At 68.0% G+C, this 14,102-nt stretch carries 15 protein-coding genes; 12 read left to right on the forward strand and 3 right to left on the reverse strand.

Annotation, left to right across the window (positions count from 1 at the left end; all coding sequences use genetic code 11):
- Nucleotides 1-18: 18 nt before the first annotated feature.
- The 8 genes from CETAM_RS04895 (at nt 19) to CETAM_RS04930 (ending at nt 7,059) form a co-directional block, all read left to right on the forward strand.
- Complete coding sequence (locus CETAM_RS04895; protein WP_231587587.1) at nt 19-1,206, forward strand: MFS transporter; 1,188 nt, start codon at nt 19-21, stop codon at nt 1,204-1,206.
- Between the two features lie 7 nt (nt 1,207-1,213).
- Nucleotides 1,214-2,818, forward strand: a complete 1,605-nt coding sequence (locus CETAM_RS04900; protein WP_156227518.1) for an ABC transporter family substrate-binding protein — start codon at nt 1,214-1,216, stop codon at nt 2,816-2,818.
- Nucleotides 2,815-3,732 (forward strand): N-acetyl-1-D-myo-inositol-2-amino-2-deoxy-alpha-D-glucopyranoside deacetylase, encoded by a 918-nt coding sequence (gene mshB / locus CETAM_RS04905; protein ID WP_156227520.1) that lies wholly within the window; start codon nt 2,815-2,817, stop codon nt 3,730-3,732. The genes CETAM_RS04900 and mshB overlap by 4 nt, the downstream gene beginning before the upstream one ends.
- Nucleotides 3,729-4,124: a hypothetical protein gene (locus CETAM_RS04910; protein WP_156227522.1), complete on the forward strand. Its 396-nt coding sequence runs from the start codon at nt 3,729-3,731 to the stop codon at nt 4,122-4,124. Before mshB ends, CETAM_RS04910 begins: the two co-directional genes overlap by 4 nt.
- A 45-nt stretch (nt 4,125-4,169) precedes the next feature.
- Entirely contained in the window at nt 4,170-4,493 is a 324-nt protein-coding gene (gene fdxA, locus CETAM_RS04915) for a ferredoxin (RefSeq protein WP_156227524.1), read from the forward strand.
- Between the two features lie 3 nt (nt 4,494-4,496).
- Nucleotides 4,497-5,609 carry a succinyldiaminopimelate transaminase gene (gene dapC, locus CETAM_RS04920; protein ID WP_156227526.1) on the forward strand — a complete coding sequence of 371 codons (1,113 nt, stop codon included), beginning with the start codon at nt 4,497-4,499 and terminating at the stop codon, nt 5,607-5,609.
- Between the two features lie 40 nt (nt 5,610-5,649).
- Nucleotides 5,650-6,432: a pseudouridine synthase gene (locus tag CETAM_RS04925; RefSeq protein ID WP_197085831.1), complete on the forward strand. Its 783-nt coding sequence runs from the start codon at nt 5,650-5,652 to the stop codon at nt 6,430-6,432.
- A 120-nt stretch (nt 6,433-6,552) separates the two neighbouring features.
- Nucleotides 6,553-7,059: a GtrA family protein gene (locus CETAM_RS04930; RefSeq protein WP_231587631.1), complete on the forward strand. Its 507-nt coding sequence runs from the start codon at nt 6,553-6,555 to the stop codon at nt 7,057-7,059.
- Nucleotides 7,060-7,151: 92 nt separating this feature from the next.
- On the opposite strand, the gene dapD is transcribed toward CETAM_RS04930, so the two are convergent.
- The 3 genes from dapD to CETAM_RS04945 are packed head-to-tail and all read right to left on the reverse strand — an operon-like array spanning nt 7,152 to nt 10,482.
- Entirely contained in the window at nt 7,152-8,123 is a 972-nt protein-coding gene (gene dapD, locus CETAM_RS04935; RefSeq protein WP_156227532.1) for a 2,3,4,5-tetrahydropyridine-2,6-dicarboxylate N-succinyltransferase, read from the reverse strand.
- Nucleotides 8,120-9,508, reverse strand: coding sequence for an amino acid permease (locus tag CETAM_RS04940; protein WP_156227534.1), 1,389 nt, complete (start codon nt 9,506-9,508; stop codon nt 8,120-8,122). Before CETAM_RS04940 ends, dapD begins: the two co-directional genes overlap by 4 nt.
- A 44-nt stretch (nt 9,509-9,552) precedes the next feature.
- Nucleotides 9,553-10,482, reverse strand: a complete 930-nt coding sequence (locus tag CETAM_RS04945; RefSeq protein WP_156227536.1) for a DapH/DapD/GlmU-related protein — start codon at nt 10,480-10,482, stop codon at nt 9,553-9,555.
- Nucleotides 10,483-10,548: 66 nt separating this feature from the next.
- Here CETAM_RS04945 and dapE point away from each other — a divergent pair, with 66 nt between their 5' ends.
- Genes dapE through CETAM_RS04965 form a run of 4 tightly spaced genes read left to right on the forward strand, consistent with a single transcriptional unit; the run spans nt 10,549 to nt 14,100 of the window.
- Nucleotides 10,549-11,643, forward strand: coding sequence for a succinyl-diaminopimelate desuccinylase (gene dapE, locus CETAM_RS04950; RefSeq protein ID WP_156227538.1), 1,095 nt, complete (start codon nt 10,549-10,551; stop codon nt 11,641-11,643).
- 39 nt (nt 11,644-11,682) lie between these two features.
- A complete protein-coding gene (locus CETAM_RS04955; RefSeq protein WP_156227539.1) occupies nt 11,683-12,522 on the forward strand; it encodes an LOG family protein in 840 nt (279 codons plus the stop codon).
- A gap of 31 nt (nt 12,523-12,553) precedes the next feature.
- A complete protein-coding gene (gene folP, locus CETAM_RS04960) occupies nt 12,554-13,366 on the forward strand; it encodes a dihydropteroate synthase (protein WP_156229376.1) in 813 nt (270 codons plus the stop codon).
- Complete coding sequence (locus CETAM_RS04965; RefSeq protein WP_156227541.1) at nt 13,363-14,100, forward strand: glucosyl-3-phosphoglycerate synthase; 738 nt, start codon at nt 13,363-13,365, stop codon at nt 14,098-14,100. The genes folP and CETAM_RS04965 overlap by 4 nt, the downstream gene beginning before the upstream one ends.
- Nucleotides 14,101-14,102: the final 2 nt, after the last annotated feature.

Here is a 14,102-nt window from a genome sequence, read left to right on the forward strand (position 1 = left end):
GTGGCTTAGGCTGCGTGCATGACCACCGCCCGTCCTGTCCACAGCCCCGTTGGCGTCGCGATCATGTTCGCGACCAACGGGGCTGTGTTCTCTTCCGTCCTGCCCTGGTACCCCCTGCTCAAGCAGCAGTGGGGGCTGACGGACCTGGCTTTCGGGTTCATCGTGGCGGCTTTTGCGGCCGGTTCCCTGGTCTCCTCCGTGCTGCCCTCGTTGGCCGTCAACCGCTTCGGACCCCGTCCGGTCGTCTTCTGGGGCACCGTGGCGCTCGCACTGCTCGTCGCCGGGATCGGCTGGGCGTCGTCGGGCCTGGTGCTGGCGATCCTGTTGATCGGCATCGGGCTTTTCGACGCCGTCGTCGACGTCTCCCAGAATGTCGCGGGCGTGCGTGTGGAGAGTCGGGTCCGCCGCTCGATCCTCTCCGCCATGCATGCCTTCTGGTCCCTGGGTGCGGTGCTCGGCGGCATCGGGGGCACTGCGGCCGCCAGTTCGGGGTGGGACATCCGTCTGCATCTGGCGATCGTCGCGGTGGCGGTGGTCGTGCTGGTCGCCCTCGCGGTGTGGCTGACGGGGCCCGTGCCCTCCGCAGCGGGGGAAGCGGAGGCGGACGGCGGCGTCGAGAGGCACGGCGGCGGGTTCGGAAAGATCATGCTGGTCGCCCTGCCGGTGGCGCTGCTGGCGACGTCCGGGACGATGGTGGAGGACATCGCCAACAACTGGGCGGGGCTGTCCTCGGTGGAACTGGCCGACGTCGATGTCGCTGACGCGGGGGTGGCGTACACGGTGGTGCTCACCGCACAGATGGTGGGGCGCTTCACCGGTGACCGGCTCATCGATAAATTCGGCCGGGTCGCCGTCGCCCGGGCCGGTGGCGTGCTGATCGCCGTCGGCGGGCTGGGGGTTGTCGCGGCCTCCGGTCCCGGTCTGCTGTACGCCGGATATGTTCTGGTCGGTTTCGGCTGCGCCACGCTCGTACCCAGCGCCTTTGCTGCGGCTGCCCGCCTGCCCGGGGTGACCGAGGGCGCCGGGGTCACGGCCGTCAGCTGGCTGATGCGGGTCGGTTTCCTGGCCACCAGCCCGGTGCTGGGGTCGCTCTCGGCGGCTACGGGCCTGCGCCGGGCACTGCTGCTTCTCGTCCTCGCCGGGGTGGTCGTGGCGGTGCTCGCACCGGCGCTGCGGAGCCGACCGGCGCGCACCCCTGGTACATAATGACTCTGTGAAAGCCCGCTTCCTCTCCGCTGTCCTCCTTGCCGCGACGCTGACCGCCTGCGCCGCGAACCCAGGCCCACCACCGGTGGAGGAACCCGCCCCCAGCCCGGAAACCGCCACCTCGAGCGTGACGCCGACGACCACGCCTTCGCGGGCGGAGGCCGTCATCAACGTGGGCGTCGATCCGCTGCCTGGCGGTTTCAACCCGCACATGCAGTCCGACGATTCCACTCTCACGCGCTCCCTGGCCTCCCTGGTGCTGCCGAGTGCGTTCCGCAATGATGCGATGGATGAGGATCTGCTGGTCTCGGCAGGTCCGGTCGAACCCACACCCATGGCGGGGGAGACGCTCCCCCAGACCATCCGCTACGTCATCTCCCCGGAGGCGCAGTGGTCGGACGGCACGCCCATCACGGGTGCCGATTTCCACTACCTGTGGCAGGGCATGACCGGCACGCCCGGAGTCATCGGCTCGGCCCCCTACCGGGAGATCGCCGCGATCCGCACCAGCCCCGACGGTCGCACCGTGGACGTCGACTTCGTCACCGTCGTCGCCGACTGGCAGCAGCTGTTCCGGCACCTCCTGCCCAGCCACCTCCTGCAGTCCGACGCCGGCGATTTCTCCTCCGCGCTCATCGATGATCTGCCCGCCTCCGGTGGCCGTTACATGATCAGCAACATCGACCGCTCCCGTGGGGTCGTCGCCGTCAACCGCAACGACCGCTTCTGGGGAAAGGCCCCCGCGCAGACCGACCGCGTGACCTTCCGGGAGATCCGCTCCGTCACCCAGGGCGTCGAACAGCTGCACACCGGCCAGATCAGTTTCCTGGACGTCACTCCGGCGGAGACCTCCTTCGAGGCGTATTCGCTCATGCTCGACACCCAGGTGCGCCTCCTGGATCAGCCCCGCGAACTCACGCTGACGATGTCCACCTCCTCGTCGCTGCTGGAGGAACACGCGGTGCGAGCCGAACTGCATTCGCTTCTCGACGTCCCCCTCATCGCCCGCCTCGCCGCGGGCAGGTCCGCTGACCTCAACGTTCCCCCGCACACCAGGGCACGCAGCGTCGAGCAGGGCCCACCGGAGCTGCTGCCCGGCCTCACCGGGGAGGAGGGACGCCCCCTGCGGCTGGGCGTCGACTCCGCCGACGACACCGCGATCGCCGCCGCCCGCACCATCGTGGACCTGCTCTCCCGCTTCGGCGTGGCCGCGGAGGTGACCACCACCGACCTGGCCGACCTCACCGGCAATCTCCTGCCCGCAGGCGAGGTGGACGTCGTCATAGCCTGGGAGCGGAGCGCCGGTGATCCGGTGGAGCTGGCCGACCAGTGGTTGTGCCCGCCCACTCCGGAGTCCCCGCGGGCCGGCAACCTGTCCGGATACTGCACCGGGGAGACCGACGTCATGGCCCGTTCCCTGCTCAACGGTGACGTGGAGGCGTCGGAGGGCCGGGCCTTCTTCGCCGGGGAGAACGCCCGTGAGCATGTCCTGGTCCCCTTGCTGGGGGAGCGGCGTGTGCTGGTTCTGGGCGAAGGTATCGTAGGTCCGGACCCGGATCTTGACAACTGGACCGCCGGTATTTCGACGGTCGCGAGCTGGAGGAAGCAATGACCCCCCGTGATCTTGTCGGCTACCGCGTGGTTGCCGTCCACGCACACCCCGACGATGAGGCCATCACCACCGGAGGCTCCCTCTTCGACCTCGCCCGCCGCGGCGCCGACGTACTGGTGGTGACCTGCACGCTGGGGGAGGAGGGCGAGGTGATCGGCGAACCCTTCGCCCACCTGACCAACGACCACGCGGATCAGCTCGGTGGTTTCCGTATCGCCGAGCTCACCCGCGCCCTGGGGATTCTCGGGGTACGGGGCCACTTCCTCGGTGGAGCGGGCCGGTTCCGGGATTCCGGCATGGTGGGCAGCCCGGCGTACGGGAACCCGCGGGCTTTCGTCAACTCCGGCGCAGAGGCCGTCGAACTGCTCACCCGTGTCCTCGCGGCCGAACGACCGCACCTGCTGATCACCTACGGCCCCGACGGCGGCTACGGACATCCCGACCACATCCGCGCCCACGAGATCGCACACGCCGCGGCCCAGCTTGTCCACGTCCCCCGCATCCTGTGGACCGTCAGCGACCTGGCCGAGACCACCGAAGGCGTCGAGAGCATCACGCAGGTGCCCACGGGCTGGGGCCTGCCGGATGAGGCGTACCTGGCCAACGCGGGCGTCGAGGAGCATGATCTGGCGATCGACCTGGACGACGCCGCCCTGGCAGCCAAGCGCGAGGCCATGCGGGCGCACGCCACTCAGATCTGGTTCGCCGACGGCTCGGTGTCCGCCACCAACCCGCAGGCCGCGTGGGGGCAGGGGCGCCACCCGGTGTGGGCGCTGTCGAACCTGCTGGCTCAGCCGCTGCTCTCCCGGGAGCACTACCAGCTGGGCGCCGGTGACCTTCCCGGGGCTGATCTGCTCGGCGGGCCGGGCCTGCTGGACGGCATCGACCGCGACCGGCTCGAGGTTAAGCCATGAACGGGGAGCGGATCGTGCGCACCGACTTCAGCCGCGGCGAGGCCGTCGGCGGGCTGGTGTGGCTGTCCATCGCGGCGCTGATCTCGGTGCTGCTCCAGGTGGTCTACCTGGGAACCTGGGTGACCCTGCCCGGCGGGGGGCGGCTGGCCGTGCCCTACACCATCATCATCGCGTTCCTGTTCAACATGGTGCTCACGCGCACCGCCCGGCTGTGGAGCCCCAACCCGGCCGTCGCCGCGATCCCGCTGTATGTGTGGATCGGCGGCTTCCTGGCGTTCATGTTCGGTGTCGAGTTAACCGGTGATCAGCTGGTCGGCGATAATATTCGTAGCGTTCTGCTGCTTTTCGCAGGTCTGGCCGGAGGCGTCTGGCCTCTGGTGAGAGGAAAGTGACATACTGGACTGCGATATTCCATCATCCCAGGAGTTGCCGACACCATGACATACATCATTGCCCAGCCTTGCGTCGATGTCCTCGACCGTTCGTGTGTTGAGGAATGCCCGGTCGACTGCATCTACGAGGGCAAGCGGATGCTCTACATCCACCCCGATGAGTGCGTCGACTGCGGTGCCTGTGAACCGGCCTGCCCGGTCGAGGCGATCTTCTACGAGGACGACGTACCCGAGGAATGGGACAAGTACTACGACGCCAACGTCGGTTTCTTCGACGATCTCGGCTCCCCGGGCGGTGCCGCCAAGGCCGGCGTCCAGGCCTTCGATCACCCCTTCGTCGCCGCGCTGCCCCCGCAGAACCAGGAATAGCTGATGACACGCACGCCCCTGGGCACACGTCTGCCCGATTTCCCCTGGGACTCCCTGGCGGCGGCGAAGGAACGGGCGGAGGCGCACCCCGACGGGATCGTGAACCTGTCGATCGGTACACCGGTCGACCCCGTCGCGCCGGGCATCCAGCTGGCGTTGGCGGAGGCCGCCGCAGAACCCGGCTACCCGCAGACGGCGGGCACACCGGAGCTCCGGGCGGCGATCGCGTCGGCGCTTGAGCGGCGCTACGGCATGACGGGCCTGTCCCCGGATGCGGTCCTGCCGGTCATCGGCACCAAGGAGGCCATCGCCTGGCTGCCGACTCTCCTGGGTATCCGGGGCGGATTCGTGGTCATCCCCGAGGTCGCCTACCCCACCTACGAGGTGGCGGCGCTGCTGGGCGACAACAGGGTCCTGCGCGCGGATTCCCTGCTGCAGATCGGCCCCGAGAGCCCCGACCTGCTCTTCCTGAACTCCCCGTCGAACCCCACCGGCAAGGTGCTGGGCGTCGATCACCTGCGCAAGGTCGTCGGGTGGGCCCGTGAGCGCGGCGTCATCGTCGCCTCCGACGAGTGCTACCTGGGCCTGGGGTGGGACGACTCCCATGAGCCGGTGTCGATCCTCGACCCACGGGTGTGCGACGGTGACCACACCGGCCTCCTCGCCATCCATTCGCTGTCGAAGTCCTCGAACCTGGCCAGCTACCGCGGCGGGTACCTCGCCGGTGATCCCGCGCTCATCTCCGAACTGCTCGAGGCACGCCGGCATGCCGGCCTCATGGTGCCCGGACCCGTCCAGGCCGCCATGGTCGCGGCCCTGGAGGATGACGGCCAGGAGCAGGCGCAGAAGCTCCGTTACGCCCACCGTCGTCTGGCGCTGCTGCGTGCCCTGATCGGCGCGGGCTTCACCGTCGACAACTCCGAGGCTGGCCTCTACCTGTGGGCCACCCGCGGCGAAAACTGCCGCGCGACCGTCGACGCCCTCGCCGAACTGGGCATTCTCGTGGCTCCCGGGGACTTCTACGGCCCCCACGGCGAGCAGCACATCCGCATGGCGCTCACCGGCACCGACGAGCGTATCGACGCCGCCGTCAACCGCCTCGCCGCCCTTGCCTGAGGCCCCGATCCCTGCCCGGGACGGCATCTCCCCGCAGCGTCTGATCCTGCGCGGAGTCGTCCCCGACGACCGTTCCTACTGGGCGGGGGAGGCAGGCGACTCGCCCTTCCCGTTCGGCCGGTTGCTGGTTCCCGGCACCGTGCTGGATCGGCCGGTGCCCGCGTGGTTCCATCCTCCGGTCCCGGAAGAGCCCGCGATTCCTTTCGCCCATTCCGTGGTGTTCGAGGACCTCGACCTGATCGTGGTGGATAAACCGGGGTTCGTCCCGTCGACGAGCAACGGCCGCATCGTGCGGGAGACGATTCAGACGCGCCTGCGTCTCTCTTACGGTGAAGACGAGATCGTCCCCGTGCACCGCCTGGACCGGTTGACCTCCGGGATCCTCGTGTGCTCCCGACGTCGCGAGACCCGGGGCGCCTACCAGCGGCTCTTCCAGGACCGCCGGGTGGACAAGACCTACGTGGCCCGTGTCGTCGGGGACGTGAGGGTGGGGGAGGAGTGGGAGCTGGTGGAGCTCCCGCTGCACAAGGAGCGGGGCGAGCGGCAGGTGAGGGTGCTCGACGGCGGCGTCGATACGCGGACCTGGCTGCGCCGGATCGGGGAGGACGAGGTGGAGGTGCGGCCGGTGACCGGTCACACGCACCAGATTCGGGTGGTGCTCAGCCATCTGGGTATGCCGGTACTCGGCGACGACACCTATCCCGCGGACCGCGGACTGGCCCTCTACGACTTCTCCTCACCCCTGCATCTGCGGGCCGTGTCAGTCGGTTTCCGTGATCCCTTCAGCGGTCAGCGACGGGTCTTCCACGTCCATGCCGGTTGAGGGGGCTAAGCTGGCATGTCTACCATCAGCCGACGCGAAAGAGGTTCCGTGAGTTCCGAAGAGACACGGGGCAGAAGCCGGTCCTATGCCCGGCTCCGGAGCACCGCCCGCCAGTTCCTCATGTTCGGCCTCGTGGGTGGCTCAGGAACACTGGTCAACCTGGCGGTGAGCGTCCTGTCGAAGAAGACGGCCGGCTGGGCCGCCGACATCTCCGAATACGACGTCTTCATGAACCTGCTCGGCACGGACTACAACATCCGCTGGTTCAACGTCTTCATGGCCATCGCCTTCCTCGTGGCGAACACCTGGAACTACCAGCTCAACCGGAGCTGGACGTTCCGCGGCTACTCCCAGCGCAGCTGGTGGCGCGGTTTCTTCCCGTTCCTGTTGACCGGTATCGGCGCCTTCCTGGTCAGCCAGATCGTGGCGACGCTGCTGATGAACCCCAGCTCCCCCATCGCGCTGTCCCCGGAGCTTTTCGACGACTCCACCGGCCTGCGCACCAAGTTCTACTGGGCGACGGCCATCTCGATCATCGTCGCGATGCCGGTGAACTTCATCGTGAACAAGTTGTGGGCTTTCCGGAAACCGAAGGTCAGAATCGTGAAGACGGAGGTTCCGGGGTAGGGGAACCGTTCTGTTGCGGTGGCCGGCTGGTCCGCTGCGGTTCAACGCCGCGCAAAAACCAGGGACAGAGGGAAAGCGCCTTCCGACCTGCCCTAGTTGTCGTGCAACTCGGAGTTCAGCTCCACCAGGCGGGAATCAACCGGGGTGGCCTCCACCGCTCCGTTGAGGGAGTTGCGTCGGTACAGAATGTCATCGGCTCCGGACAGCTCGGCTGCCTTGATGCGGGTGCCGTTGGGGACGTCCGCGTGTCGGGCCACATCACCGAACACCGACACCTTGGTGCCGGCCGTGACGTAGAGGCCGGCCTCGACGATGCAGTTGTCGCCCAGCGAGACCCCGATACCCGAGTTCGCGCCGAGGAGGCAACGCTCACCGATGGAGATGACCTCCTTGCCACCGCCGGAGAGGGTGCCCATCACGGAGGCGCCGCCGCCGATGTCGGTGCCGTCACCGATGACCACGCCGGCGGAGAGGCGACCCTCCACCATGGAGACGCCCAGCGTGCCCGCGTTGTAGTTGACGAAACCCTCGTGCATCACGGTGGTGCCCTCCGCGAGGTGGGCGCCCAGGCGGACCCGGTCAGCGTCGGCGATGCGAATGCCGGAGGGGACCACGTAGTCGACCATGCGGGGGAACTTGTCCACCGAGTAGACGGTGACCGGACCACGCTCGGTGAGCCTGCCGCGGACCATCTGGAAGTCAGCGACCGCGCAGGGGCCGTAGTTGGTCCAGACCACGTTGGCCAGCAGCTCGTACACGCCATCGAGATTGACGCCGTGGGGGCGGACGAGGCGGTGGGAGAGAAGGTGCAGGCGGAGGTAGGCGTCGTAGGTGTCGACGGGTGCGTCCGAGAGCGAGGCGATGGAGGTGGTCACCGCGACACGGGCGACGCCACGGTCCTCGTCGGGGCCGACGAGGGCGGCGAACTGCTGCGGGGCCTGGTCCAGACGCTCCGTGCCCGGGGGCAACGGGTCGTCGGACAGCTTGGGCGCGGGGAACCAGACGTCGAGGACGGTTCCCGCGTGCGTGATGGTGGCCAGTCCGCGCGCGGTAGCTGAAGTCATGGTCGAGAGGATACCCGACGACCGGCCCATTGGTTGACATTGGCAAGCAGGACCAGCAGTCCGGTCACCACCGCAACGGCGATGACCTGGGAGCGGGCGGCGTCGTCGAAAAGCATCAGGATCACGAGCGCCCACAGGGCTGCCATGGTCACCCAACCGAGCCACGGCCAGCCCCACATCCGGACCGTGGAGATCTCGCCGAGCCGTTCCAGTTCGGGATGGAGACGCAGGTAGGAGGCGGTGATCATGATCCAGATGACGATGAGGCAACCGCCGACGGCGTTGAGCAGGAACGCCAGCAGACCCTCCGGATTCCAGAACTGCAGACCGACGGAGGCGAAGGCGAAGATCATGGACAGCACGACGGAGTTGATGGGCACGGATTCCCGGTTCGTCACCGCGAAGATACGGGGTGCGTCATCGTCGAGGGCGAGGGAGTGGACCAGTCGGGAGGTGCCGTAGATCTGGGCGTTGAACGCGGAGAGCAGCGCCAGGACGATCACGGCCTCCATGAAGCCGACCACGCCGGGGAGGTTGGCCATAGCCAGGACCGCGGTGAACGGAGAATCCGCTGCAGTCTCTGCGCCGCCGAGCTGGTTGTAGGGGAGAAGGAGGGTGATCACCAGGACCGAACCGATGTAGAAGACCGAAATACGCCAGATGACCGAGCGCACCGCGACGGAGATCGCCGACTTGGGGTGCTCGGACTCGGCCGCGGCGATGGTGACCAGCTCGATGCCGCCGAACGCGAACGCCACCGCCAGCATGCCCGCAGCCATGCCCGGCCACCCGTTGGGCATGAAGCCGTCCTCGCCGATGAAATTGTCCAGGCCGATGAACGTGGAGCCGGGCAGCAGGCCGAAGAAGAGCGCGAAACCGACGGCCAGAAATCCGATGATCACCGCCACCTTGATGAAGGCGAACCAGAACTCGAACTCACCGAAACCGCGGACCTTGGCGAAGTTGACCACCGCGAAGAACACCACCGACACCAGTGCCGGTATCCACGGGTCGACCCCGAACCAGTTGCCCATGATGGCGGCGGCGCCGGTCATCTCCGCGCCCATGACCATGACCAGCATGAACCAGTACAGCCAACCCAGGGAGAAGCCCGCCCACCGGCCGAAGGCCTGCCTGCTGTAGGTGGAGAAGGAACCGGAGGACGGGCGTGCGGCGGCCATCTCGCCGAGCATCTGCATCACCATGACAACGATCGCGCCCGCCGCCATGTAGGCGAGCAGGATGGCGGGGCCGGCGGTCCGGATGCCCACGCCGGTGCCAAGGAAGAGCCCGGCGCCGATGGCTGAGCCGAGGCCCATCATGGTCAGGTGGCGGGTTTTGAGGCCCGATCCGAGGTGCGTCTGTTGTTCTGGTCGGCTGGTCATACCTGTAGACGTTAACCCCGAGGACAGGGGTGCCGGAAACCGGGCTACTGCCAGACGTGCCGCAGCACCGGCTCCGGGTGACCGACCTCACGGCTTACGGTCCAGTTGGACTGCCCGTTGAGGGCGGCGGCCGCTATGTGGTGGCCGGCGTCGGCGTCCCAGATCTGGGTGTCCTTCTCCAGGATGATGTTCGAGCCGACGGTGCAGTTGTCTCCGATGCTGAGTCCGAGGGCACCGGAGGACACCCCGAAAATACAGTTCTCCCCGATGGTGATGGGTTCGCGCTGCCCGTCGGCGCGCCGGCGGGCCATGACGGTGGAGGACAGGCCGATGTCGCAGCCCTCACCGACGACCATCGCCGAGGACAGTCGTCCCTCGATGCGGGCCGCACCGAGGGTGCCGCAATTGAAGGAGACGTAACCTTCCCGCAGAACGCGCGTGCCCGGGGCGAGGTAGGCGCCGAGGCGGACGCGCTCGGCCTCGGCGATGTTGACGCCGGAGGGTACGACGTAGTCGACCATGCGGGGCAGTTTCTCGATGCCGTACACGTGGATCAGGCCGCGGGAACGCAGCGCGGTGCGGACGAATTCGAAGTTGTCGGGGGTGCACGGTCCCTTGTTTGTCCACACCACCGTGGTCAGGCGCCGGAGCGCACCGTCCATGTTGAGCTCAAGTGGGCGGACCAGACGGTGGGAGAGCAGATGGAGCCGCAGGTAGACATCATGCGCATCGATGGGCGAGGCCTGCAGGTCGGCGATCGTGGTGCGGACCGCGACCTGTTCCACCATCCGGTCCTCGTCGAGGAGGACCAGCTTGAGCATGCTGGCGGGGATGTCGCGGGCGCCGAGACGCTCCGAGCCGGACACGAGCCCGGCGCCGTCGATGAGCTCCGGCTCGGGGTACCAGGTGTCCAGAACCGTGCCATCCATGGCGATGTTGGCGATGCCGACCGCGGTTGCTCCCTGAGTTGTCATATCTACAGAGTCTACGGTGCACCGATAAGCCGCACACCTCGAGGCCCGACCGCTATCCTGGGGCAGATGAACCCGATTGATCTGACCTCCGACCCGGTGTCCCTGACCGCTGCTCTGGTGGACGTCCCCAGCCCCTCACACCATGAGAAACAACTGGCGGACGCGGTTGAGACGGCCCTGCGGACCATCCCGGGGATTCCTGATTCCCAGGTCATCCGGCGGGGCGACACCGTCGCCGCCGCCACCCGCCGGGGCCTGGGTCAGCGGGTGATCCTGGCGGGCCATCTGGATACCGTGCCCATCGCCGGCAATGTGCCGCACCGGATGGTCGACGGCAACATGCACGGCTGCGGCACCGTGGACATGAAATCGGGCCTGGCGGTGTACCTCCACCTGTTCGCCACCCTGGCGGGGGACCCCGATCTGGCCTTCGATCTCACCGTCATCGCGTACGCGTGCGAGGAGGTGGAGAGCCGGTTCAACGGCCTCGGCCATCTGGCGGTCAGCGATCCGGAGTGGCTGCAGGGAGACCTGGCGCTGCTGGGGGAACCGTCGAACGGAATCATCGAGGCCGGTTGCCAGGGCACGCTCCGGGTGAAGATCACCGCCCACGGGGCACGGGCCCATTCGGCCCGCAGCTGGCTGGGAGACAACGCCGCCCACAAACTCGCGGCCGTGGTCGCCCGCGTCGCCGCGTACGAGGCCCGCAGCGTGGATATCGACGGCTGCGTCTACCGGGAGGGGCTCAACGTGGTGCGGCTCGAGTCTTTCGTCGCCAACAACACCATCCCGGATGAGGCGTACGCCATGGTGAACTTCCGTTTCGCCCCCGACCGGTCGCCGGAGGAGGCGTACGGGCATGTGGTGACATATCTGGCGTTGGGGGAGGGCTTCACGCTGACCCTGGAGGATTCGGCACCCGGCGCCCTGCCTGGTCTGACACAGCCGGCGGCGGCCGCGCTCATCGGGACGGTCGGCGAGGTCCGTGGGAAGCTGGGCTGGACCGATGTCGCGCGTTTCTCCCCGCTGGGGGTGCCTGCGGTGAATTTCGGCCCCGGCGATCCGGCCTTCGCCCACCGTAAGGATGAGCAGGTGCCGGTGGCTCAGATCAGCCAGGTCGCTGCACATCTGCGTAAATTCCTGACCACACGCCCCGCCTGACTCGGCGGGTGCCCTCCCGAACAGATAAGTTCTTTTACTATGGCACCGAACATCACTCCCGATCCCGATAAGGCGCGCATGCTGCGTGGCCCCATTCTGATGCGCACCGAGGGCGATAAAGAGAGCACCTACGATCAGCGACTGCTGGAGCTGGGTGCCGACCATGACTGGATGCACGCCGACCCGTGGCGCATCCTGCGTATCCAGGGCGAGTTCGTCTCCGGTTTCGACGCCCTGGCGTCCATGCCGAAGGCGGTCACCGTCTTCGGATCGGCGCGCATCCCGGAGGGTCAGCCCTTGTACGAGCTGGGTTGTGACCTGGGCAAGGCGCTGGCGGACGCCAACTACGCCGTGATCACCGGCGGCGGCCCCGGCCTGATGGAGGCCCCGAACCGTGGCGCGCACGGGGCGGACGGGTTGTCGGTCGGTCTGGGCATCGAGCTCCCGCATGAGCAGGCGCTCAACGCCTGGGTCGATCTCGGACTGAACTTCCGTTATTTCTTCGTGCGTAAGACGATGTTCCTCAAGTATTCGCAGGCGTTCGTGTGTCTGCCGGGTGGTTTCGGCACCCTCGACGAACTCTTCGAGGTCCTCTGCATGGTGCAGACCAAGAAGGTCACCAACTATCCGATCGTGCTCATCGGCACCGAGTTCTGGGGAGGTCTGATCGACTGGATCAAGGCGCGTCTGGTGACCGACGGCATGATCTCCGAAGATGACCTCGACCTGTTCCTGGTCACCGATTCCGTCGAGGAGGCCGTGGCGCACATCGTCGAGGCCCACCGCGTGCTCACGGACGGCCGTCTCATCGCCACCCCCGACGATGAGTTCACCCCGGTCCACGAGGTCCTCGAAACGGTCCACCACCATCAGATCTAATTCATTGGACAGTCATGCCCTGCCGGTGGTGATGGCGATCGTCAACCGCACCCCCGACTCCTTCTATGACCGGGGCGCCACCTTCACCGACGAGGCGGCCCTGCGCCGCTGCGACCGGGTCATCGCCGAGGGGGCGGGCATCGTCGACATCGGCGGCGTGAAGGCCGGCCCCGGTTCGCTTGTCGACGCCGCCGAGGAGATCGGCCGCGTCGTCCCCGTCATCGAGGCCGTCGCCGCCCGCCATCCCGGCGTGCTCATCTCGGTGGACACCTGGCGCGCCGAGGTCGCAGAGGAGGCCATCCGGGCCGGCGCGGGCCTGGTCAACGACACGTGGGCGGGCCACGACCCGGAGCTCGTAGAGGTCGCCGGCCACCACCGCGTCGGCTACGTGTGCTCGCACACGGGGGGAGTGGAGCCCCGGACCCGGCCGCACCGGGTGCATTTCGACGACGTCGTCGCCGATGTCATCGCCGAGACCACGCGTCTGGCGGAACGCGCCGTCGCGGTCGGGGTGCCGGAGGAGAAGATCTTCATCGACCCCACCCATGATTTCGGCAAGAACACCTTCCACGGCCTCGAGCTTCTCCGCCGTGTCGATGAGCTGGTGGCCACCGGATGGCCGGTCCTCATGGCGCTGTCCAACAAGGACTTCGTCGGCGAGACGGTGAACCGCGAAGTCGGCGACCGGGTGGCGGGAACCCTTACCGCGACTGCCTGGGCCGCCGCCCGCGGGGTCGCCGCCTTCCGCGCCCATGAGGTCGCGGAGACCATCGACGTCATCCGCATGACCGCGGCGATCGCCGGTACGGCCGCGCCGCTCAACACCATCCGGGGGCTGGTGTGAAGGCGTCGGTGGTTATCCCGGCGCTCAACGAGGAGGCCACCGTGGCCGAGGTCGTGCGCGCCGTCCTGGCGGATGAACCCCACGAGGTTCTGGTCATCGACGCCGACTCCACCGACCGCACCGCAGCGGAGGCCGCGGCAGCCGGGGCCAGGGTGCTCAACTGGCGGGAGATCCTGCCGGAGATCCCCACGCGCCCGGGCAAAGGTGAGTCCCTGTGGCGGGGAGTGGCCGCCGCCACCGGCGACGTCGTGGTGTTCATCGACGCAGACCTCCATCGGCCCGCCGTCGGCATGGTCAGGGCGCTGACCGCCCCGTTCACGGACCCGGCGGTCCATCTCGTCAAAGCTGATTATCAACGCACCATCAACGGTCAGCCCACCGGCGGCGGGAGGGTCACCGAGCTGACGGCCAAACCCCTGCTGCGCGCCCTGTTCCCGGACCTGGCGCACATCAACCAGCCCCTGGCCGGTGAGTACGCCATCCGTCGCACGACGGCCCTTCAGCTTCCCTTCGCCGCCGGTTACGGGGTGGAGGCCGGCCTGCTCGTCGACGTCGCTGACCTCCACGGCGCCACCTCCATCAGGCAGGTCGACCTCGGGGTCCGTCGCCACCGCAACCGACCTCTGGAGGAGCTGGGCCCCATGGCCGACATTGTGGCTGCCACGCTGCTGGAGAAGGCGGGCGTGGGCGAGGGCGGCGTGGGGAAGCGACCGGCCCTGTCCGGTATCCTCTAGCC

This window comes from Corynebacterium comes (assembly GCF_009734405.1).
Lineage (GTDB): Bacteria > Actinomycetota > Actinomycetes > Mycobacteriales > Mycobacteriaceae > Corynebacterium > Corynebacterium comes.